The 19,910-nt window shown below is 72.1% G+C and carries 17 protein-coding genes and 4 pseudogenes; 10 read left to right on the top strand and 11 right to left on the bottom strand.

Going from position 1 to position 19,910, the window contains the following annotated elements; translation table 11 throughout:
• Positions 1-74: 74 nt before the first annotated feature.
• Together ABZV31_RS31855 and ABZV31_RS31850 are read left to right on the top strand one after the other, a co-directional pair.
• Positions 75-1,499 (top strand): ATP-binding cassette domain-containing protein, encoded by a 1,425-nt coding sequence (locus ABZV31_RS31855; protein WP_355900358.1) that lies wholly within the window; start codon positions 75-77, stop codon positions 1,497-1,499.
• Complete coding sequence (locus ABZV31_RS31850; RefSeq protein ID WP_355900357.1) at positions 1,496-2,365, top strand: ABC transporter permease subunit; 870 nt, start codon at positions 1,496-1,498, stop codon at positions 2,363-2,365. Before ABZV31_RS31855 ends, ABZV31_RS31850 begins: the two co-directional genes overlap by 4 nt.
• A gap of 7 nt (positions 2,366-2,372) precedes the next feature.
• Here the strand turns inward: ABZV31_RS31850 and ABZV31_RS31845 are convergent, their stop codons facing one another.
• Complete coding sequence (locus tag ABZV31_RS31845) at positions 2,373-2,705, bottom strand: ATP/GTP-binding protein (protein WP_355900356.1); 333 nt, start codon at positions 2,703-2,705, stop codon at positions 2,373-2,375.
• A gap of 221 nt (positions 2,706-2,926) precedes the next feature.
• Here ABZV31_RS31845 and ABZV31_RS31840 point away from each other — a divergent pair, with 221 nt between their 5' ends.
• Positions 2,927-3,955, top strand: coding sequence for an LLM class flavin-dependent oxidoreductase (locus ABZV31_RS31840; protein WP_355900355.1), 1,029 nt, complete (start codon positions 2,927-2,929; stop codon positions 3,953-3,955).
• Positions 3,956-4,038: 83 nt separating this feature from the next.
• On the opposite strand, the gene ABZV31_RS31835 is transcribed toward ABZV31_RS31840, so the two are convergent.
• The gene (locus ABZV31_RS31835; RefSeq protein ID WP_355900354.1) at positions 4,039-4,431 is read right to left on the bottom strand and encodes an SCO5389 family protein; all 393 of its coding nucleotides are present in this window, start codon (positions 4,429-4,431) and stop codon (positions 4,039-4,041) included.
• Between the two features lie 301 nt (positions 4,432-4,732).
• On the opposite strand from ABZV31_RS31835, the gene nucS reads away from it, so the two are divergent.
• Complete coding sequence (gene nucS, locus ABZV31_RS31830) at positions 4,733-5,404, top strand: endonuclease NucS (protein WP_355900353.1); 672 nt, start codon at positions 4,733-4,735, stop codon at positions 5,402-5,404.
• Between the two features lie 70 nt (positions 5,405-5,474).
• On the opposite strand, the gene ABZV31_RS31825 is transcribed toward nucS, so the two are convergent.
• The 4 genes from ABZV31_RS31825 to ABZV31_RS31810 all read right to left on the bottom strand — a co-directional run bounded on the left by ABZV31_RS31825 (position 5,475) and on the right by ABZV31_RS31810 (position 10,391).
• A complete protein-coding gene (locus ABZV31_RS31825; protein ID WP_355900352.1) occupies positions 5,475-8,033 on the bottom strand; it encodes an ATP-binding protein in 2,559 nt (852 codons plus the stop codon).
• Between the two features lie 291 nt (positions 8,034-8,324).
• Complete coding sequence (locus ABZV31_RS31820) at positions 8,325-8,648, bottom strand: STAS domain-containing protein (RefSeq protein ID WP_355900351.1); 324 nt, start codon at positions 8,646-8,648, stop codon at positions 8,325-8,327.
• A 145-nt stretch (positions 8,649-8,793) separates the two neighbouring features.
• Positions 8,794-9,642 carry a 3-hydroxyacyl-CoA dehydrogenase family protein gene (locus ABZV31_RS31815; RefSeq protein WP_355900350.1) on the bottom strand — a complete coding sequence of 283 codons (849 nt, stop codon included), beginning with the start codon at positions 9,640-9,642 and terminating at the stop codon, positions 8,794-8,796.
• A gap of 182 nt (positions 9,643-9,824) precedes the next feature.
• The gene (locus ABZV31_RS31810; RefSeq protein WP_355900349.1) at positions 9,825-10,391 is read right to left on the bottom strand and encodes a TetR/AcrR family transcriptional regulator; all 567 of its coding nucleotides are present in this window, start codon (positions 10,389-10,391) and stop codon (positions 9,825-9,827) included.
• Between ABZV31_RS31810 and ABZV31_RS31805 the strand changes: the two are divergent.
• From ABZV31_RS31805 to ABZV31_RS31795, 3 genes and pseudogenes are all read left to right on the top strand, one after another.
• Positions 10,391-10,801 (top strand): annotated as a pseudogene (locus ABZV31_RS31805) (ATP-binding cassette domain-containing protein); the annotation flags it as partial. The gene ABZV31_RS31810 and the pseudogene ABZV31_RS31805 overlap by 1 nt on opposite strands.
• 22 nt (positions 10,802-10,823) lie before the next feature.
• A pseudogene (locus ABZV31_RS31800) lies at positions 10,824-11,572 on the top strand (ABC transporter permease).
• A gap of 13 nt (positions 11,573-11,585) precedes the next feature.
• Entirely contained in the window at positions 11,586-12,158 is a 573-nt protein-coding gene (locus tag ABZV31_RS31795) for a cob(I)yrinic acid a,c-diamide adenosyltransferase (RefSeq protein ID WP_355900348.1), read from the top strand.
• Between the two features lie 264 nt (positions 12,159-12,422).
• Here the strand turns inward: ABZV31_RS31795 and ABZV31_RS31790 are convergent, their stop codons facing one another.
• Genes ABZV31_RS31790 through ABZV31_RS31770 form a run of 5 tightly spaced genes read right to left on the bottom strand, consistent with a single transcriptional unit; the run spans position 12,423 to position 15,837 of the window.
• The gene (locus ABZV31_RS31790) at positions 12,423-12,629 is read right to left on the bottom strand and encodes a hypothetical protein (RefSeq protein ID WP_355900347.1); all 207 of its coding nucleotides are present in this window, start codon (positions 12,627-12,629) and stop codon (positions 12,423-12,425) included.
• A complete protein-coding gene (locus ABZV31_RS31785) occupies positions 12,629-13,030 on the bottom strand; it encodes a hypothetical protein (RefSeq protein ID WP_355900346.1) in 402 nt (133 codons plus the stop codon). The genes ABZV31_RS31790 and ABZV31_RS31785 overlap by 1 nt, the downstream gene beginning before the upstream one ends.
• A gap of 53 nt (positions 13,031-13,083) precedes the next feature.
• Positions 13,084-14,550 (bottom strand): HAMP domain-containing sensor histidine kinase, encoded by a 1,467-nt coding sequence (locus ABZV31_RS31780; RefSeq protein ID WP_355900345.1) that lies wholly within the window; start codon positions 14,548-14,550, stop codon positions 13,084-13,086.
• Positions 14,547-15,233 (bottom strand): response regulator transcription factor, encoded by a 687-nt coding sequence (locus ABZV31_RS31775; protein ID WP_355900344.1) that lies wholly within the window; start codon positions 15,231-15,233, stop codon positions 14,547-14,549. The genes ABZV31_RS31780 and ABZV31_RS31775 overlap by 4 nt, the downstream gene beginning before the upstream one ends.
• A gap of 22 nt (positions 15,234-15,255) precedes the next feature.
• On the bottom strand, positions 15,256-15,837 hold the full coding sequence (locus ABZV31_RS31770) for a hypothetical protein (RefSeq protein WP_355900343.1): 582 nt from the start codon (positions 15,835-15,837) through the stop codon (positions 15,256-15,258).
• Positions 15,838-15,998: 161 nt separating this feature from the next.
• On the opposite strand from ABZV31_RS31770, the pseudogene ABZV31_RS31765 reads away from it, so the two are divergent.
• From ABZV31_RS31765 to ABZV31_RS31755, 3 genes and pseudogenes are all read left to right on the top strand, one after another.
• Positions 15,999-17,170, top strand: a pseudogene (locus ABZV31_RS31765) (histidine kinase).
• Positions 17,167-17,847: a response regulator transcription factor gene (locus ABZV31_RS31760; protein ID WP_355900342.1), complete on the top strand. Its 681-nt coding sequence runs from the start codon at positions 17,167-17,169 to the stop codon at positions 17,845-17,847. The pseudogene ABZV31_RS31765 and the gene ABZV31_RS31760 overlap by 4 nt, the downstream one beginning before the upstream one ends.
• A gap of 81 nt (positions 17,848-17,928) precedes the next feature.
• A pseudogene (locus tag ABZV31_RS31755) lies at positions 17,929-19,766 on the top strand (glycoside hydrolase family 18 chitinase).
• Positions 19,767-19,910 lie beyond the last annotated feature (144 nt).

Below are 19,910 nucleotides of genomic sequence, written 5' to 3'. Positions count from 1 at the left end.
AGCGCCCCGATATCCTCCTATCCCTTACGGGGGCGTGTGCCCCGCTGTCCTGAACCTTTCGATGGGTGCGGAGCATGATCGAGGCAGTCGGCCTGACCAAGCGCTATGGCGACAAGACCGCCGTGTACAACCTCTCCTTCCAAGTGCGGCCAGGTGCCGTCACCGGCTTCCTCGGGCCGAACGGCTCGGGCAAGTCGACGACCATGCGGATGATCCTCGGCCTGGACAACCCCACCGCGGGCTCGGTGACGATCGGCGGCTACCCCTACCGCAAGCTGCCGAACGCCCCCCGCCAGGTCGGCGCCCTGCTGGACGCCAAGGCCGTCCACGGCGGCCGGTCCGCCCGCAACCACCTGCTGTGCCTGGCCCAGCTGTCGGGCATCCCGGCCCGGCGCGTCGACGAGGTGCTCGGTGTCGTCGGCCTCCAGGACGTGGCCAGGAGACGGTCCAAGGGCTTCTCGCTCGGCATGGGCCAGCGCCTCGGCATCGCCGCGGCGCTGCTCGGCGACCCGCAGGTGCTGCTGTTCGACGAGCCGGTCAACGGCCTGGACCCCGAGGGCATCCTCTGGGTGCGGAACCTGATGAAGTCCCTCGCGGCGGAGGGACGGACGGTGTTCGTGTCGAGTCACCTCATGAGCGAGATGGCGCTGACCGCCGACCACCTGATCGTCATCGGCCGCGGACAACTGCTGGCCGACATGAGCGTGAAGGACTTCATCTCGGCCAACTCCGCGGACTTCGCGCGCGTCCGCACGCCCGACACCGAGCCGCAGCTGCGGGAGAAGCTGACGTCCGCGCTCACCGAGGCGGGCGGGCACGTGCTGCCGGAGCAGGACGGCGCGCTGCGGGTGACCGGGCTGCCGCTCCCCCGCATCAGCGACATCGCGCACGACGCCGACGTACGCCTGTGGGAGCTGTCGCCGCACCAGGCCTCGCTGGAGGAGGCGTACATGCGGATGACGCAGGCCGCCGTCGACTACCGCTCGACGACCGACCAGAAGGCAGGGCTGATGCAGCCCCTGCCGCCCGGCGCCGAGCCGCCGGTGCCGGTGCCGGGGCAGGGCCAGCCCGGCTGGTACGCCCCACCGCCGCCCCAGCAGGGCGGGCAGCCGTTCGCGCCGCCGCAGGGACAGCCCGGTCAGCCGGTGCGGCCCGCCCAGGCGCCCGCGAGGCCCTACGGCGCCCCGGCCGCGCCCGGTACCGCCCCGGGCGCGAGTCAGCCGAACCCGTACGGTGCTCCGTCCGCGCCCTCCGCCGCTCCGGGCACGGCAGAGCCGAACCCGTACGGTGCTCCGTCCGCGCCTGCCGGGCCGCCCGTCGCGGGTCAGGCGAACCCGTACGCGCAGCCGGCGCCCCAGGCGCCGCAGGTGCCCGCACAGCCCGCCGCCCCCGCACAGGACCAGCCGCCCGCCCCGGCCGCCGCGCCCCCACAGCCGCCCGCGCAGCGCTCCGACTCCGACTCCGCCCCCGACTCGACCAAGCCCGAGGACGCCCGATGAGCTCGCCCCAGACTCCGATGCCGCAGGCCGCGCCCGCCTGGCAGGCGGCGGCCGGTTCTCCGTATCCCGGTTACACCTCGCCGATCCCCGTCGTCCGTACGCACCTCGGGCACGCCCTCGCCTCGGAGTGGACGAAGATCAAGTCGGTGCGCTCCACGATGTGGACGCTCGGCGTGTTCGTCCTGCTCGTGGTCGGCATCGGGCTGCTGACCGGCGCGGTGGTCGTCGGCTCGTCGGACTTTTCGGGTGGCGAGAACCCGCTGTCCCTGGGCTTCTTCGGGCTGCTCCTCGGCAGCATCTGCATCATCACGCTCGGCGTGCTGACCACGGCCTCGGAGTACGGCACCGGCATGATCCGGACCACGATGACGGCGTGCCCCACCCGGGGGCGGGTGCTCGCGGCGAAGGCCATCGTGTTCTTCCTCGTCGCGTTCGTGGTCACCCTGGTGTCCTCCGCCCTGGTCGCCTTCGCGCAGGTGGCCATGCTGGAGGGCAGCGGCGCCCGGCAGCCGTCCGGCGGGGAGTGGTTCAAGGCCACGGTCGGCGTCAGCCTCTACCTGGCCCTGCTCGGGCTGCTCTCGCTCGTCATCGGCTCGATCCTGCGGCACTCGGCGGGCGCCATCACCATCATGATCGGCGTTGTGCTCGCCCCACTGGTCATCGCGCTGTTCATGTTCACGCAGTCGCTGGAGCAGGTGCGCACCGCCCTGTTCGAGTACTCGATCCCGAACCAGCTGAGCGTCTTCTACTCCAACTCCCTCAGCCGCTCCGGCCCGTCGGGCTGGGATCCGCTGTGGATCATCCTGGGCGTGACGGCCGTCGCCTTCGCCGGCGCCTGGGCGCTGCTGCAGAAGCGGGACGTGTAAGCCCGGTTCAGAACCTCGGCGCGTTACGGGACCGCTGCACCCGCGTGGTGCGGCGGTCCTTCGCGTTCCAGCACGCCTTGTGCCAGTGCCGGCGGTCGTCCACGCCCGCGTACTCGGGCCAGGCCACCACGTGGGGGACGCCGGAAGGGATCACCTGGTCACAGCCCGGGCAGCGGTACGTCTTGCCCTGCGCGCTCGCGCCCGCCACGTGGCGCACGCTCCAGTCCTCGCCCTGCCAGCTCTCCGTGGACCGCCAGCCGCCGTAGCGGCCCGCGCGGTCGTCCTCGGCACTCGGGCCGAACGAGCAGGAACCCTTGGGTCGGTTGCGACGCGGGGACACAGGACACCTCACGGAGCTGTACAGGAAGCACGGGCCATGTCCAGCCTACGCGGCACGGACCGGGGTACGCGTAGGGCGCCAACCCCCACAAGTCCCCTCCGGGGCGACCCATTCCACAGACAATCCGCAAATCTCTTCGCCAAGCCGTGTCCTCGGCACGTGTCGGGCGGTTATCCCCGGTGGGGGAGCTCCGTGTCGGAGCCAAGGAAGCAGGAAATGCAATGCGCGTAGGAAGTTTCGTGTTGGCGGCCCAGTTTCCGGGTCAGGGCCAGGGGGAGGCGCTGCACCGCGCGGTCCGCTCGGCCGAGGTCGCCGAGGATGCGGGGCTCGACACGGTCTGGCTGGCCGAGCACCACTTCGTGCCGTACGGGACGTGCCCGTCGGCGGTGACCCTGGCCGCGCTGCTGCTTGGCCGCACCCACCGCATCCGGGTCGGTACGGCGATCAGCGTACTGCCCACCGCCCACCCGGTCGCGCTCGGCGAGCAGGCCGCGCTGCTGCACGTGACGAGCGGCGGGCGGTTCTCGCTGGGCGTGGGGCGCGGGGGGCCCTGGGTGGACCTGGAGGTCTTCGGGACGGGGCTGGAGGCGTACGAGAAGGGCTTCCCGGAATCACTCGATCTGCTGGTTCGCTGGCTGCGCGAAGCGTCGGTGTCCGCTTCGGGGGAACGATTCACCTTCCGTGAGGTCCCCGTCGTACCCCGCCCGTCGGAGGCACTGACGGAGGCCCCGGGCCCCGAGGTCGTCGTCGCCTGCACCTCCCCGGCAAGCGTGCGGCTGGCCGCCGAGCACGGACTGCCGATGCTGCTGGGGATGCACGTCGGGGACGAGGAGAAGGCCGAGATGGTCGCCCTGTGGCAAAGGTGCGCGCATGCCGCGGGGCGGCCGGCCGAGCAGGTCCGGGGCGCCGCCCATGTCTCGGCCGGCGTCTGCCAGATCGCCGACCGGCGCTCCGACGCGGTGGAGACGCTGCTGAAGGCGATGCCGGGGTGGCTGAAGCAAGGCCTGGACGCCCATGGCACGGTCGACGGCCGCGCCCGGCCGATGCGCGACCCGCTCGCGTACACCGAACTGCTCTGCGGGCTGCACCCGGTGGGCACCCCGCGGCTGTGCGCCGACCGGCTCGCGGCGACCTCCGAGCGGACCGGCATCTCCCGCTTCGCCCTGCTCGTCGAGGGCTCGGGGGACCTCGCGGCGACGGAGGAGAACGTACGGCGACTCGGTGCCGACGTACTGCCCCACCTCGGCTGAGCGGGCCGCGTCGCGGAAGGCTTGCCGCCCCAGCACTCCATGCACCTCCCGCGGGCGGAGCGGCAAGCAAGCCACCTACTGCGTCAGCAGTCCCTGAGCTCCGGGGACTGGTTGAGCAGCTGGCTGCGCACCGACGTGAAGCGGGCCAGCCTCTCGTCGGCCGAGGCGTCCAGCGGGAACACCGCCACCCGGTGGCAGTTCTGGAAGGCAAGCCGCACACCGAAGTGCCGCTGCAGCGCACCGCGTATGGCGTCACTCGCGAGCGCACGCAGCAACTGACCGCGTGCCTGCTCGTCCGGCGGGGGCGTCTGGTTGTCGGCGAACTCTCCGCCGTCCACCTTCAGCTGGGCCACCAGGGAGCTGATCATCTCCCATGCGTAGGGCAGGGAGGTCCGGACGCAGTCGACGAAGGCAGCTTCGTCGACCTCGCCTCGCTCGGCCTGTTCGAGTAGGGCCGGTGAGACGTCGAGCGACATGAGTTCTCCTCTCGCACCCCCGAACAGCAGGGGTTGCCGGACAGGTAAGAAGGTTCGCGATATCGAACACGCTGCGTACACACATCGCGACCTCCCGTTCACTACGGTAGGCATCAGAACGTGAGGCCACCAGGCGAATGTACGTACAGGCAAGACGGGTTGGGCACACAATCGGCCACGAGTGAACAAGGGTTATCCAGGGAAAAAAGGGGCGGTCCACAGGCCGTCGGTCAAGAGTCAGGGGTGGGAGGCAACCGGGCGAATCGCGCGCACCGCCGCGCGTCGAGTAGCGTTGCCGACCATGCGTCTCGTCATTGCCCGATGCTCCGTCGACTACGCGGGCCGGCTCACCGCCCACCTCCCGTCAGCGCCCCGTCTGATCCTGGTGAAGGCGGACGGCAGCGTCTCGATCCACGCGGACGACCGCGCCTACAAGCCCCTGAACTGGATGTCGCCGCCCTGCACGCTGAAGGAGGGCTCGGGCGACGAAGACGGCGTGTGGACCGTCACCAACAAGGCGGGCGAGAAGCTCATTATCACGATGGAGGAGATCCTCCACGACTCCACCCACGAACTCGGCGTGGATCCAGGGCTGATCAAGGACGGCGTGGAAGCGCACCTCCAGGAGCTCCTCGCCGACCGCATCGAGACGCTCGGCGAGGGCTACACGCTCATCCGCCGCGAGTACCCGACCGCCATCGGCCCCGTCGACATCCTGTGCCGGGACGGCAACGGCCAGACCGTCGCCGTGGAGATCAAGCGGCGCGGGGAGATCGACGGCGTGGAACAACTCACGCGCTACCTCGAGCTGTTGAATCGCGATCCCCATCTCGCGCCGGTGCGCGGCATCTTCGCGGCCCAGGAGATCAAGCCGCAGGCCCGCGTCCTCGCGACCGACCGGGGCATCGGGTGCCAGGTGCTGGACTACGACGCGCTCAGGGGCATCGAGGACGACAAGCTGCGGTTGTTCTGACGGGGACCTCTTACGACAGGAAGGGCCACGTCCGATCACGGACGTGGCCCTTCTGTTGTTCCCGGGGACTTCAGATCTCGGCGCCCGAGCTGCTCGGGCTCCCCGCGCCGCCGCTCGTCGGGGCGCTCGCCGAACTGCTGGACGCCGCCGGGGCGCTGGACGAAGCCGGGCCGCTGGCCGAGTCGGAGGTCGACGGGGTCGACGGAGGGCCCGACGACGGCGGCGCGGACGTCGTCGGCGGGGTGGACGTCGGCGGATTCGAGGTCGGCGGGGTGGACGTCGGCGGCTTGGACGTGGGTGGCTTCGACGACGTCGGAGGCTTGGACGGCGACTTCGACGGCTTGCTCGACGAACCGCCGCCACCCCCCGACCCCTTCGTGCCGCTCGGTTCGTCCGAAGGCCGGGTCGTGTCCGCCGGCGGTGTCGGGTCGTCGGACGTGCCGTACGTGCCGTCGGGGCCCGGATCCGTCGGGCGGCTGGTGGCCGTGCCGGTGTCGCCGTTGCCGTTGTCGCCCTTCTTCGGTGTGTCGGCGCCCAGGCTGCCGTCGTCCGTTCCCTGGCTGGCGGACGGATTGACGCTGACCTCGTCGGAGGGGTTGTTGGCGTCGTTGTGGGAGGTGGCGCCGAGCGTCACCACCGTGCCGAGGACGGCCGCGAGCAGGGCGCCCGCGCCGGCCGCCACGAGGTTGCGCCGGGCGAGGCCCTTGAGGCCGACCCGGTGCTTCGACGGGGCCGCCGAGGAGGGCGAGGACGGCGAGCCCGCGGCCGAGGACTGGTACGTGACCAGCGTCGAGGTGTCGCCGCCGGGCGGCTGGAGCGGCAGGAAGGCCGCGGGGACCCCGCCGGGAGGCGACGCCGACTCCTCGGTGCGCGCGTCGGGCACCTCCTCGCCCGCGGTCGCGCCGACGCCCGGCGTCGTGCCGGAACGGTCGGCGACCAGGGCGAGCGCCCGGCGTCCGGCCACGGTGCCGCGCTTGTCGGCGAGCGCGCCGCGCAGGCCGATGGAGGCCTCCAGCTCGGCACGGGCCCGGTCGAGCCGGCCGCCGCAGAGCGCGAGGATGCCCAACTCGTGGTGGAAGTAGGCCTGTTCGGCAACCTCACCGGCGAGCCGGGAGGCCTCGGCGCCGGAGCGCAGCGCGCGCTCCCAGGCGCTCCAGTGCAGCCCGGCGGCGAACGCGGGCGCGGCCGTGCGGGCGAGCTGCACGGCCGTGCTCTGCTCGCCCTCGCCCGGAGGCGTCATGGGCACCAGGACGCTCAGCGCGGCGAGCACGGCGTCCGCCTCGGCGCACACCCGCTCGGGCGTGACCGAGGGGTGCCCGGCCCACCAGGCGTAGTGCTGGGCGGCGGTGAGGGCCTGCGTCTCGACGTCGTCGGCGTATCCGGCGGCCTCCAGCTGGGTCAGCACCCCGGCGGCGAGCCGGTAGCGGGAGCCGACCGGGGAGACCAGGCCGCAGCTCGCCAGCTCGCCGAGCGCGGCGTCCGCGTGGGTGTCGCCGACCAGCGCGGGCAGGTGCGCCTGGTGCGGCACCTCGCCGCCGAGCGCGACGGCGAACCGCAGGGTGGCGCGGGCCGAGGCGCTCAGCCGGGAGGCGAGCAGCGGGGCAGGCGCGGCCGCCTCGCCGAGCGAGGGCAGGGGTACGTCGTCGCCGTCGCCGGTGTCGAGGGGTGCGTCGGAGGGCGGCGCGTCCTCGAAGACGCCGAACTCGTCGACGGCGTTGACGCTGGCGCGCAGCTGGTCGCGCTGGCGCAGCAGGGCGCCGGCCTGGACGAAGCGCAGGGGCAGGCCCTCGGACTCGAACCAGAGGTCGCCGGCCCAGTTGGCCTCCTCCTCGGTGAGCACGCGACCGACGGTGCGCTCCAGCAGTTCGACGCCGCCGGCGCGGTCCAGGCCGCTGAGGAAGACCTCCTCGATGGCCGAGTCGGCGGACGGCGCGGGCACGTCGGGGGTGGCGCTGATCAGGAAGGCGCACTCAGGGGTGGCGTCGAGCAGTTCGTCGAGCGCGCTGCCGCCGAACTCGATGTCGTCGAGGACGACGACCGCGCCGATCTCGCGGACCAGGTCGAGCAGTTCGTCCCGGTCCGGCCGGTGCAGGGGCGCGTTGTAGACGGCGTAGAAGAGGTCGTGGAGCAGGTCGGTCGCCGTGCGGCGGTAGCCGGTGAGGCGGACGACACCGTCCGGGGCGAGGTCCGCGCAGTCGTCGGCGACCAGGTCGAGGAGACTGGTGCGGCCGGAGCCCGCGGGACCGGTGAGGCGCACGGAGCGGCCGCGGGCCAGGAGCCGTACCAGCCGCTCGCGTTCGTCCTGGCGCTCGAGGAGCGGCAGCGCGGGCTGTGCCGGGCCGGGCGGGACGGGCGGTTTGGCCGCGCGGTCGGTCTCGGCGCGCTCGGCAGCCGTGTACTTCTGCGGCCGGCCGGGGCGCTCACCGGGCGGGCAGGCCTCTATTTCGCTGCCGTCGACGGGGTTGACGGTGAGCAGGAAGTCGCCCGTGACAAGCTGCACCGTGCGGGCCAGTGCGGGCGCGTGCTGTCCGAAGTCGGGTGAAAGGGATTCCCTGGGCGGGCGCTGGCGCGGCGCGTTGCCGTCGCCATCATGGCCCATGCCCTCGGGTCCCCGGGTGTTCGAGTCCATAGGTTCCAAGCCCCCCAAAAGCGTCGTGTGCTCTTCCAGCCCCTCCCGGCCTTGCCGCACACCGCGCTGTCGCTTCTGGTCCGGGCCCGCTCGAGGGTTGCATGCCAGCGGGCGACCGAACCCTAAACCTTCGCACAGTATCTACGACAGCCCGGGGTACCGCCCCGTCCGAGACGTCACGGTCTCGTGAGGATTGCACGCGACGTACGTTTCGGGGATGTGGGCCCGGGTCTCCCCCGTCGCCCGGTTCACACCCGTACGGAGCGCACCCAGGGGCATCCGCGCCAGGGCTCACACGCGGGGCAGGGACTCCACCCCGATGCCGCCCTCGATGGCCAGGATCCGGTGCAGCCGGGTGGCCACCAGCAGGCGCTGCATCTGCGGCGGCACGCCGCGCAGCACCAGCCGCCGGCCGCAGCGGCCGGCTCGCCGGTGGGCACCCATGATGACGCCGAGTCCGGTGGCGTCCCAGGAGTCGAGTTCGGACAGGTCGAGCACGAGGTCGCCGACACCGTTGTCGACGGCCGAGTGCAGGACCGTACGGGCGTCCGCCGCGCTGCGGACGTCGAGGCGGCCCCCGACGACCAGCTCGGCGTGGTCGCCCCTGATGTGCATATGCGCTCCCCGTGAGTGCGGTGGCGTGCTCCATGACGGTGGCTGTGCAACGTCTGACTGCTGGAGTGGCAGCGCGGTTGCTGCTTGTAAGCGAACCGATACCGAATTCACCCCGAAGGGTGATGTCAGTGGGGCGTGTGCGGTTTCAGTGCTTGTAGAAGCCCTGCCCGCTCTTCCGGCCGATGTCACCGGCGTCAACCATCCGGCGCATCAGCTCCGGCGGAGCGAACTTCTCGTCCTGGGTTTCGGTGTAGATGTTGCTCGTGGCGTGCAGAAGGATGTCGACGCCGGTCAGGTCCGCCGTGGCGAGCGGGCCCATGGCGTGGCCGAAGCCCAGCTTGCAGGCGAGGTCGATGTCCTCGGCGGTGGCGACGCCCGACTCGTACAGCTTCGTCGCCTCGACGACGAGGGCCGAGATGAGGCGGGTCGTCACGAAGCCGGCGACGTCCCGGTTGACGACGATGCAGGTCTTGCCGACGGACTCGGCGAACTCCCGTGCCCTGGCGAGGGTTTCGTCGCTGGTCTTGTGGCCGCGTACGAGCTCGCACAGCTGCATCATCGGGACCGGCGAGAAGAAGTGCGTGCCCACGACGCGCTCCGGGCGCTCCGTCGCGGCCGCGATCTTGGTGATCGGGATGGCGGAGGTGTTGGAGGCGAGCACGGCGTCCTCGCGCACGAGCTTGTCGAGGGTACGGAAGATCTCGTGCTTGACGTCGAGCTTCTCGAAGACGGCCTCTACGACGACGTCGGCGTCGCAGGCGGCGTCCAGGTCGGTGGTCGCGGTGATGCGGGCGAGCGCGGCGTCGGCGTCGTGCGCCTCCAGCTTGCCCTTGCTGACGAACTTGTCGTACGAGGCCTTGATGCCGTCGGTGCCACGCGTGAGTGCCTCGTCGGTGACGTCACGCAGGACGACGTCCCAGCCCGCCTGCGCGGAGACCTGGGCGATGCCGGACCCCATGAGACCGGCCCCGATGACGGCGAGCTTCCGTGCCACTCCGACTCCCCTTTGAACGACTGCACGAGCGATTGCGTACTGTTTACGCGGGGGTCCCCCTGCTCGAGCGAAGCCGAGAGTTCGGGGGAGCCTCTCGGCGGACACTAGCGCTCGTGAGGGGCTGTGTGACCGGTAAGTAATGCGCGTCACGTCTCAATTGACGGACATCACACCGGCAAGTGTCAGTCCGCGCCTCGGACGGCGTAGTTGAGTACCTTTTCACTCAACAGCTCCTCTATGTCGTCGAGGAGCGTGAGTACCTCTCGTGACACTTCGGCCGGTTTGTGCCCGGCGATCATCCGGCGGCCGATGGTGACGAAGACCGTCTGGTGGATCCAGCAGATCTGCCCCGCGATCAGACCCGGCAGCGGGTCGTCCGCGGCCGCGCCCGTCTCCTCGCGCAGGGCCGCCTCGAGATTGTCGTGGATCTCCTGCTGCATGCTCCACAGCCGGGAGCGGAGGGCCGGCGCCTCGTGGATGACGCGCATGAAGCGGTCGTAGCCCTCCATCAGGCCGACCCGCGGCGAGACCGCCTCGACCTCCTCGCGCAGTTCGCGCAGCACGGCCCGCGCGGCCCACTCCCCCGCGTCCCGGCCGCGCACCCAGCGCGCCAGCCGGTCGACGACCCCGGCGGAGCGGTCGAAGAAGAGGTCCTCCTTGGCCGGAAAGTAGTTGTAGACGGTGTTCACGGAGACGTCGGCGGCCTCCGCGACGTCCGCGATCGTCACCGTCCCGAAGCCGTGCTCCAAACCTGGACCTGACCGAACTGCTCGACCGCAAGACCTCCGCGCTCTCCGGCGGCCAGCGACGCCGCCTGGACATCGCGATGGCCCTCACCCACCGCCCGAAGGTCCTGTTCCTCGACGAGCCGACGACGGGCCTGGACCCCGGCAGCCGCGCGGACCTCTGGGACCTGATCCGCCGCCTGCGCGACGAGCACGGCACGACGGTCTTCCTGACCACCCACTACCTCGACGAAGCCGACGCCCTCTCCGACCGGCTGGTGGTCGTGGACAAGGGCGTGGTCGTCGCGGAGGGCACCCCGAGCGCGCTCAAGCTCCGCTACGGCGGCTCGATCGACGCCTCCCTCCAGGACACGTTCCTCGCCATCACCGGCCGCGGCCCCGCCCCGGCCGACGCCGCCCCCGTAGCCGTATAGGAAACCGGACGAAGACGAAGAGATGCTCCTCCACGACACCGCACTCCTCTACGGCCGCTACATCCGCCAGTCGCTGCGCTCCCGCTTCGCGCTGCTCTTCGGTGTGCCGATGCCGCTGCTGTACCTGCTGTTCTTCGGCCCGCTGCTGACGCACCTGCCGCTCGGCGCGCGGGGCAGCTCCTGGCAGGTCCTGGTCCCCGGGCTGCTGCTCCAGCTCGGCCTGTTCGGAGCCGCCTTTGCGGGCTTCACGATCATCATCGAGAACAGTTAGGGGGTGGTGGAGCGCATGCGGGTGACGCCCGTGAGCCGCCTCGCCCTGCTGCTCGGCCGCGTGCTGCGCGACGCCACGGTCTTCGTCTTCCAGGCGGTGCTGCTGGTACTGGCGGCGGTGGCGATGGGCCTGCGGGCGCCGCTGGCCGGCATCCTGATCGGTTTCGCGTTCGTCGCGCTGCTCACGGTCTCGCTGGGCTCGCTGTCGTATGCGCTGGCGATGAAGGTCCGCACCCCGCAGGAGTTGGCCCGGCGGTCAACGCGCTGACGATGCCGTCCATGCTCCTGTCCGGCCTGATGCTCCCGATGACCCTGGCGCCCACCTGGCTGAACGTGCTCTCCCACTTCGTCCCGTTCCGCTATCTGGTGGACGCGGTGCGGGACGCGTACGTCGGCTCGTACACGACGGCGCACATGCTCTACGGCGTGCTGGTGGCCCTCGGCTTCACCGCGCTGGCCGTGACGGTGGGCACACGGGTCTTCCGGACGTCCGGAGCGTAACTAGGCTGGCCGCATGGTCAATCTGACGCGCATCTACACGAGGACCGGCGACCAGGGCACGACTGCCCTCGGCGACATGAGCCGGGTCACCAAGACCGACCTGCGCATCGCCGCGTACGCCGACGCCAACGAGGCGAACGCGGTGATCGGCACGGCGATCGCGCTGGGCGGCCTCGAGGAGGAGATCGTCAAGGTCCTCACCCGCGTGCAGAACGACCTGTTCGACGTGGGTGCGGACCTGTCGACGCCGGTGGTGGAGAACCCGCAGTTCCCGCCGCTGCGCGTCGAGCAGTTCTACATCGACCGCCTGGAGGCGGACTGCGACCGCTTCAACGAGAAGCTGGAGAAGCTGCGCTCCTTCATTCTCCCGGGAGGTACGCCGGGTGCCGCGCTGCTGCACCAGGCGTGCACGGTGGTCCGCCGGGCCGAGCGGTCGACGTGGGCCGCCCTGGAGGTGCACGGCGAGACGATGAACCCGCTCACGGCCACCTACCTCAACCGGCTGTCGGACCTGCTGTTCATCCTGGCCCGGACGGCCAACAAGAACATGGGCGACGTCCTGTGGGTACCGGGCGGAGAGCGCTGACCGTTTCTCCCCGCCCGGCGCTGCCCCACTCAGCGGTCCGCGTCCTGAGCGGCGTCCCGGCCCGGACGGCCAACAAGAACGTGGGCGACCTCCTGTGGGTACCGGGCGGCGAACGCGCATGAAACGCCCCCGGCCGGGGGTCCGGGGGTTGTCCCCCGGAAAACGCAGCATCCCGGCCCGGACGGCCAACAAGAACATGGGCGACGTCCTGTGGGTACCGGGCGGAGAGCGCTGACCGTTTCTCCCCGCCCGGCGCTGCCCCACTCAGCGGTCCGCGTCCTGGGCGGCGTCCCGGTCCGCCTGGGCGAGCGCGGACTCGGCGGCGGCCACCTTCTTCTGCATCTGTGTGAGCCCGGAGGGAGTCGCGGACGACGACGGAGCCGTACCGGCCGAGCCGTCGTCCCGCGCGCAGCCCGCGGCGAGCCCCGCGACGAGGGCCACCGCCACTGCCATGGCGCGCAGCCCGCGCATCAGCTCTCCCCCGCGCCGTTGTCGTTGTCCTTGCACCACGTCCGGACGCCGGCCAGGTCCTTCTGCCGCTGCTTGAGCGTCGTCACCAGCGACTTGCGGAAGGCCAGCCGGTCCTTGAGGTAGGTGGCGATCTCGGCGTGGCCCGCCTTCTCTGCGTTGTCCACGCGCTGTTGCAGCCGGGCGATCGAGCCGCGCCGGTCGGCGCCGGCCTCCAGTCGCTTCAGCGCCCGGTCGATCCTGCGGTCGATCTTCGGCACCCGCTTGCACAGCGCCCTGGCGCCGTCGCCGGTGGGCGCGGCCGCGGGAGTGCTGTCGGCCGCCGCCGCTCCGGTGCCGCCTGCGAGCATGGCGGCCGCGGCCAGCCCCACGAGCAGCGTGCGCCGTCGCCGTCGTACGTACATCTTCGCTTCCTCCGTTCCCGGACGGTCTCGTCGTCCGTCCGACGCGACGGAGGCTAGGAACCGTCTTTGTGGGAACTCTGTGACCGGTTTGTCCCGGCTGTGCCGATGAGCCAGTTCCGCCGGTCGGGCAGCGCCCCGCCGGCCTGTGGCAGCCGCACCTCGAAACGCGCCCCGACGCCGCCCGGCCCGTCCGTCACGGTGACGCTGCCCCGGTGCAGGGCCGCCTGCTGGGCGACCAGGGTGAGGCCGAGACCGGAACCAGAGCTGTCCGGCCCGCGCTGGAAGCGCTCGAAGATCCGGCCGCGGGCCTCGGCCGGCACGCCCGGTCCGCGGTCGTCCACCGTGATCACGACCTGATCGCCGGCCGGACGCACCCCGACCGTCACCGTCGCCCGCCCCTGCGGGTCCCGGCCGTGCGCCAGCGCGTTGGCGAGCAGGTTGTCGAGCAGCAGCCGCAGGCCGGGCTCCCAGCCGTGCACGCCGAGCCCGGGAGCCGCGTCCAGGGTGATCCGGGCGTCCGGGGCACGGCGGCGGGCCTCGGCCACCGCCGCATCGGCGGCTTCTGTCACGTCCAGTGCCTGGAAGGCCTCCGCCTCCACCAGGTCCCCGCGGCCCAGTTCGCGCAGCATCACCAGCAGGCCGAGCAGGCGCCCGTGCTCGCGGCGCAGGTCGGCCAGGACCTCCGTGCGGTCGGGTTCCGGCAGGTCGGGGTGGGCGGCGAGGATGTCGAGGTTGGTGCCCATGCTCATCAGCGGGGTGCGCAGTTCGTGCGAGGCGGCCGCCGAGAAGGAGCGAGCGGTGTCCAGTGCCTCGGCGGTGCGCGCGGCCTGTTCGTCGTAGCGTGCGAGGACCGTCTGCAGGGTCGTGGCCAGTTCGTCGACCTCGGTCACTCCGGTCGGTTCCTGGTGCAGCCGGGCGGTGCTGGTGCGCGGATCGAGTCCGGCGGTGCGCCGGGTGAGGCGGCGCAGGGGGGCGCTCGCGCCGGTGGCGAGGCCCCAGGCGAGCAGGCCGGACAGGGGTGCGGCGAGCAGCGCGGTCATCAAGACCCGCCGCCGTACGAGCTTCACCTGGGCCTGGTCCGCGGTGTCGGGCGAGAAGACCCACAGGGTGCCCGAGACGCGGGTGCCTCGGACCGGGACGCGCAGCGCCCGCCAGCTGCTGCCGTCGTCGTCCCGGACCGTGACCGGCCCGGCGGCCCGGTCCGGCAGCGGGACCGAGGGTGCGGGCTGCGGGCCGCCGCTGAAGGTGGCCGCCGGGCCGGCCACGCGGATGCCGACGTCGAGCGCCGCGCTGTAGAGCCGGCGCTCCCGGGTGTCGGCCGCCCTGGGCCGGTCGGCGGCACTGGCCCGGAGCAGGGCGCGGGCGTCCGGGACCACGGCCGCGGCCCGCTGCCGCAGGTGGTCGTCCTCCTCGCGGTGCAGATCGCGGGCGACCAGGTGCAGCAGCAGCCAACCGCAGGCCAGGACGAGGAGCGGCACGGTGCACCCCACCGCGAGGCCGATGCGGGCGGAGAGTCTCACGGCGCGTCCCGCAGGACGAAGCCCACCCCGCGCACGGTGTGGACCAGGCGTGAGCCGCCGTCCGCCTCCAGCTTGCGGCGTAGATAGCTGACAAACGTGTCGACGGCGTCGGTGCGCACGTCGAAGTCGTAGCCCCACACGCGCTCCAGGAGCTGGTCCCGGGTGAGCACGAGCCCCGCGTTGCGGGCGAGCACTTCGAGGAGCTCGAACTCGCGCCGGGTCAACTCCAGCTGTCTGCCGTCCCGGTGGGCGGTGCGGGCCGCCGGGTCGACGACCAGGTCCGCCACGCGCAGCACCTCCCGGCCGGCGGGCGGCCTGCGGCGCAGCAGCGCGCGCAGCCGCAGCACGAGCTCCTGCAGGGCGAACGGCTTCACCAGGTAGTCGTCGCCGCCCGCCTGGAGCCCGGCGATGCGGTCGGCGGTCTCGTCGAGCGCGGAGAGCATGAGGACGGGCAGGTCCTGGCCGTCGTCGCGGAGGCGTGTGCACACCTCGATGCCGCTCATGCCGGGCATCGACACATCGAGGACGAGCACGTCCGGCGGGGCGTTTTGGATCGCGGTGAGCGCCTCGGACCCGCTGTCTGCGGTGCGGACCGCGAAGCCGCTCAGCCGCAGCCCGCGCTCCAGCGAGCGCCGGATGGCCGCGTCGTCGTCCACGACCAGCACCGCTCCCGCTTCGCTCATGCGCCCCTCCTCGCGTCCCCGGTCACCGCCTGGTCAGGGTACGACTCTCCTCCGATCGGTCGGCAGCGCCGGCCGGGGCCTTCTTGGGCCACAGCAGATACGTCAGCGCGACCAGGCCGTGGATCCCGGCGGCCCGCAGCGCCGTCCACTGGAACGACCGGAGCGAGGAGGTGTCGCCGGCGCCGTCGACATACCGGATCGCGGCCTGGAGCAGGGCGCAGGCGACCGCGGCCGCGAGGAGGGTGCGCAGCCACAGGCGGCCCTCGTGGCGGGCGCGCGCCAGGCCCTGGCGGGGCGGTCCGGCCGGCTTCGGCGCGCCCGCGAGGCGGTGGGCCGCATGGCCGTCCAGCCACCGGATCGTGGAGTGGCCACAGGCCACGGTGAAGCCGATGTACAGGGCCGGCAGGCCGTGCTCCCAGCCCGGGTCGGCGCTGTTCTTCAGGTCGATCGCCGTCGCCACGAACAGGACCACCTCCAGTAACGGCTCGCACAGCAGCAGTGCCACGCTCGTGCGGCGCCACTTCAGCAGGTACCGGACGGCCAGTCCCGCCGCCAGCAGCACCCAGAAGCCGACCTCGCACGCGACGACCAGTCCTACGATCACGGCTCGCTCCCCTCGGTCTCCTCTCCAGGCTCGCCTCCCGGGGCGCGCGCATCGTCGTCGCTGATGACGAAGTCGCCGTAGTCGCCGTACATCGAAAGAGGCAGTTCGGGACCCGTCCCGGGGAGCATGTGGCGGGCCGGTGCGCCGTGTTGGATGGGGGCATGGCCGTACGACTCCCCCGCCCGCACCGCGACGACGTGCGCATCGCGGCGGGTGGCCTGCTCGGCGGGCTGCTGCTGTGGGGCCTCGGGCTCAGTCCCCGGCGCCCCGAGGACAGCCTCGTCCTGTGGCCGGCCCACTGGGCCCTGCTGGTGCCACTGGCCGTGACGGCGGGCTGCGAGCTGCTGCGCCGCACCCGCCCGAAGGCGGCCCGCTGATCGGCACGGCCGCGCTGGCCGCGGACACGGTGACCGTGGGCAGTGTGGTCACCGTCGTGATGTTCACCGACCTCATGTACGCGGCCGTCCTGTACGGCACCCCCGCCTCCGCCCGGCGCCTGCCCTGGGTCACCGGGCTGCTGACCGTGATTGGCGGGGTGGTGCCCGCCGCGCTGTGGCGCGACCCCCAGGCCCTGCTGATCGGTGTCGGGGTCGGTGTGGTCGCGCTCGCGCCCGCCGCCACCGGCTGGGTCGTGCGCAACCACCGCGATGTGGCCGAGGCCGCCCGGCTGCGCGCCGAACAGACCGCGCTGCTCGCCGAGACGGACCGCGCCCAGGCCGTCACCGCCGAGCGGGCCCGGGTGGCACGGAAGTTGCACGACATGGTCGCCAACCACCTGTCCGCGATCTCCCTCCACTCCACCGCCGCGCTCTCCCTCGACGACCCGGAGACCTCCCGGGAGGCTCTCGCCGTCATCCGCGAGAACAGCGTCGAGGGGCTCGCCGAGATGCGCCGGCTGATCGGCATCCTGCGCGAGGGCGCCGCCGACCGCGCCCCCACCGCGACCCCGACCCTCGACGACCTCGGCGCCCTGGTCGACGGCGCCCGCGCCAACGGCCTGGATGTCTGCCTCGTCACCGACCACGGCGACGTCCCCGCCCCGGTCGAGCTCGCCGCGTACCGGATCGTGCAGGAGTCGCTGACCAACGCCCTGAAGCACGCCGCGCGGGGCCATGTCCACGTCCTCGTCGGCGAGCGCGACGGCGCCCTGCACGTCCGGGTGAGAAGCCCGTACGAGCACCGGCAGGCCCCGCGCGTCCCCGGCTCCGGCGCCGGAGTTGTCGGCATGCGGGAACGGGCCGCGCTGCTGGGCGGCGCGTTCGACGCCGGGCCCGACGGGGCGTTCTGGACCGTCCGCGCCGTCCTCCCCCTCACCGAAGGAGACCGGGCATGATCCGTGTCCTCGTCGCCGAGGACCAGTCCGCCTTCCGCGCCGACCTCGTCCTCATCCTGCGCAGCGCACCGGACATCGAGGTGGTCGGCGAGGCGGCGGACGGCGAGCAGGCGGTGGCGCTGGCCCGGGAGCTGCGGCCGGATCTGGTGCTGATGGACGTGCAGATGCCGCGGCTGGACGGGGTGTCCGCCACCCGGCAGGTGGTCGGCGAAGGCCTCGCCGACGTGCTCGTGCTGACCACCTTCGACCTCGACGAGTACGTCTTCGGGGCGCTGCGCGCCGGAGCCGCCGGGTTCCTGCTCAAGAACACGGACGCGAAAGATCTGCTCACGGCGGTGCGGACTGTGGCACGCGGAGAGGGGCTGATCGCTCCGGCCGTGACCCGGCGCCTCATCGCCGAGTTCGCCGCCAGGCCCGTACGGGAGACGAGGGCCGCCCCGGCGGCCCTGGACAGCCTCACGCGCCGCGAGCGGGAGGTGCTGTCGTGCCTCGGCGAGGGCCTGTCCAACGCGGAGATCGCCACCCGCCTGGACATGGCGGAGGCCACGGTGAAGACGCACGTCAGCCGTCTCCTGGGCAAGCTGGAGCTGCGCAGCCGGGTCCAAGCGGCCGTACTCGCACGGGAGTTGGGTATCCCGCCCAGCCACAAGGGCAGTGGTCCAGACCTATTGACCTAAGGTCCAGACCTTTCTACTCTCGCAGCACTGTGGGCCTGATGGCTCAGTCATGCCCCCGACAACCCCACAAGGAGGCGCAGCATGCGCTTCAGACACAGAGCCGCGGCAGGGTTCGCGACCCTGTTGCTCCCGCTGGCCGGACTGGTCGGCCTCACCGGCCACGCCCAGGCCGCGGCAGAGGCCTCGACCGCCACCGCCACCTACACCAAGACCCAGGACTGGGGCACCGGCTTCGAAGGCAAGTGGACCGTCAAGAACACCGGGACCACCACCATCAACTCCTGGACGATCGAGTGGGACTTCCCCTCCGGTACGTCCGTCACCTCGGCCTGGGACGCGGACGTCACGTCCTCCGGCACTCACTGGACCGCCAAGAACAAGTCCTACAACGGCACCCTCGCCCCGGGCGCCTCCGTCTCCTTCGGCTTCAACGGCTCCGGCTCCGGATCCCCGAGCAACTGCCAGCTCAACGGCGCCGGTTGTGACGGCAGTACGCCCGTCCCCGGCGACAACCCGCCCTCGGCGCCCGGTACCCCGACCGCGTCGAGCATCACCGACGCCTCGGTGAAGCTCTCCTGGGCCGCGGCCACCGACGACAAGGGCGTCAAGGACTACGACGTCCTGCGCGACGGCAGGACGGTCGCGACCGTGACCACGACGTCCTACACGGACACCGGCCTGACCGCCGGCACCGACTACTCCTACACCGTCCAGGCCCGCGACACCGCCGACCAGACCGGCCCGGTCAGCGGCGCCGTCGCCGTGCACACCACCGGCGGCACGACCACTCCCCCGCCCTCCGGCAACAAGGTCAGGCTCGGCTACTTCACCGAGTGGGGCATCTACGGCCGCAACTACAACGTCAAGAACCTGGTGACGTCCGGCTCGGCAGCCAAGATCACGCACATCAACTACGCCTTCGGCAACGTCACCGGCGGCAAGTGCGCGATCGGCGACTCCTACGCCGACTACGACAAGGCGTTCACCGCCGACCAGTCCGTCAGCGGCGTCGCCGACACCTGGGGGACCAGCCGCTGCGCGGCAACTTCAACCAGCTGCGCGAGCTCAAGGCCAAGTACCCGAACATCAAGGTGCTGTGGTCCTTCGGCGGCTGGACCTGGTCCGGCGGCTTCCCCGACGCGGCCAAGGACCCGGCGGGCTTCGCGCAGTCCTGCTACGACCTGGTGAAGGACCCGCGCTGGGCCGACGTGTTCGACGGCATCGACATCGACTGGGAGTACCCGAACGCCTGCGGGCTGAGCTGCGACACCAGCGGGGCGGCGGCCTTCAAGAACGTGATGGCCGCGCTGCGCGCCAAGTTCGGCTCCAGCGCCCTGGTCACGGCCGCCGTCACGGCTGACGGCTCCTCCGGCGGCAAGGTCGACGCGGCCGACTACGCCGGGGCCGCCCAGTACGTCGACTGGTACAACGTGATGACGTACGACTTCTTCGGCGCCTGGGACGCGCAGGGCCCGACCGCCCCGCACTCCCCGCTCACCTCGTACACCGGCATCCCGAAGGCCGGCTTCACCACGGCCGACGCGATCGCCAAGTACAAGGCGAAGGGCGTGCCCGCGAGCAAGCTGCTCATCGGCATCGGCTTCTACGGCCGCGGCTGGACCGGCGTCACCCAGGACGCCCCGGGCGGCACGGCCACGGGCCCGGCGGCGGGTACGTACGAGCAGGGCATCGAGGACTACAAGGTGCTCAAGACGTCCTGCCCGGCCACCGGCACCGTCGCCGGCACGGCGTACGCGCACTGCGGCAGCAACTGGTGGTCCTACGACACCCCGGCCACCATCGGGACGAAGATGGCGTGGGCCAAGACCCAGGGTCTGGGCGGCGCGTTCTTCTGGGAGTTCAGCGGTGACACCAGCAACGGCGAGCTGGTGAGCGCCATCAACAGCGGCTTGAGCTGATCCCCGCCCCACCCCGCACCCCCGCCGCGGGCAGACCCCGGGACCCCGGGGGACGAGTGAGCGGCCGGCTCCGGCTCAGCCGCTGGCGGCCTCGTCGATGCGCCGGCGGAGGCGCCGCATGCCGCGGAGCCAGCGTTCGGTGTC

The organism is Streptomyces sp. NPDC005202 (assembly GCF_040608235.1).
Taxonomy (GTDB): Bacteria; Actinomycetota; Actinomycetes; order Streptomycetales; family Streptomycetaceae; genus Streptomyces.
The sequence above is the reverse complement of the archived record's forward strand: the minus strand, read 5'-3'. Positions and strand labels throughout refer to the sequence as shown.

What these genes read in the sequence shown, in the direction of transcription:
- ABZV31_RS31855 (WP_355900358.1), top strand. Translation starts at nt 75, where the DNA reads ATGATCGAGGCAGTCGGCCTGACCAAGCGCTATGGCGACAAGACCGCC.
- ABZV31_RS31850 (WP_355900357.1), top strand. Translation starts at nt 1,496, where the DNA reads ATGAGCTCGCCCCAGACTCCGATGCCGCAGGCCGCGCCCGCCTGGCAG.
- ABZV31_RS31840 (WP_355900355.1), top strand. Translation starts at nt 2,927, where the DNA reads ATGCGCGTAGGAAGTTTCGTGTTGGCGGCCCAGTTTCCGGGTCAGGGC.
- ABZV31_RS31835 (WP_355900354.1), bottom strand. Translation starts at nt 4,431, where the DNA reads ATGTCGCTCGACGTCTCACCGGCCCTACTCGAACAGGCCGAGCGAGGC.
- nucS (WP_355900353.1), top strand. Translation starts at nt 4,733, where the DNA reads ATGCGTCTCGTCATTGCCCGATGCTCCGTCGACTACGCGGGCCGGCTC.
- ABZV31_RS31825 (WP_355900352.1), bottom strand. Translation starts at nt 8,033, where the DNA reads ATGGACTCGAACACCCGGGGACCCGAGGGCATGGGCCATGATGGCGAC.
- ABZV31_RS31820 (WP_355900351.1), bottom strand. Translation starts at nt 8,648, where the DNA reads ATGCACATCAGGGGCGACCACGCCGAGCTGGTCGTCGGGGGCCGCCTC.
- ABZV31_RS31795 (WP_355900348.1), top strand. Translation starts at nt 11,586, where the DNA reads ATGGTCAATCTGACGCGCATCTACACGAGGACCGGCGACCAGGGCACG.
- ABZV31_RS31790 (WP_355900347.1), bottom strand. Translation starts at nt 12,629, where the DNA reads ATGCGCGGGCTGCGCGCCATGGCAGTGGCGGTGGCCCTCGTCGCGGGG.
- ABZV31_RS31785 (WP_355900346.1), bottom strand. Translation starts at nt 13,030, where the DNA reads ATGTACGTACGACGGCGACGGCGCACGCTGCTCGTGGGGCTGGCCGCG.
- ABZV31_RS31775 (WP_355900344.1), bottom strand. Translation starts at nt 15,233, where the DNA reads ATGAGCGAAGCGGGAGCGGTGCTGGTCGTGGACGACGACGCGGCCATC.
- ABZV31_RS31760 (WP_355900342.1), top strand. Translation starts at nt 17,167, where the DNA reads ATGATCCGTGTCCTCGTCGCCGAGGACCAGTCCGCCTTCCGCGCCGAC.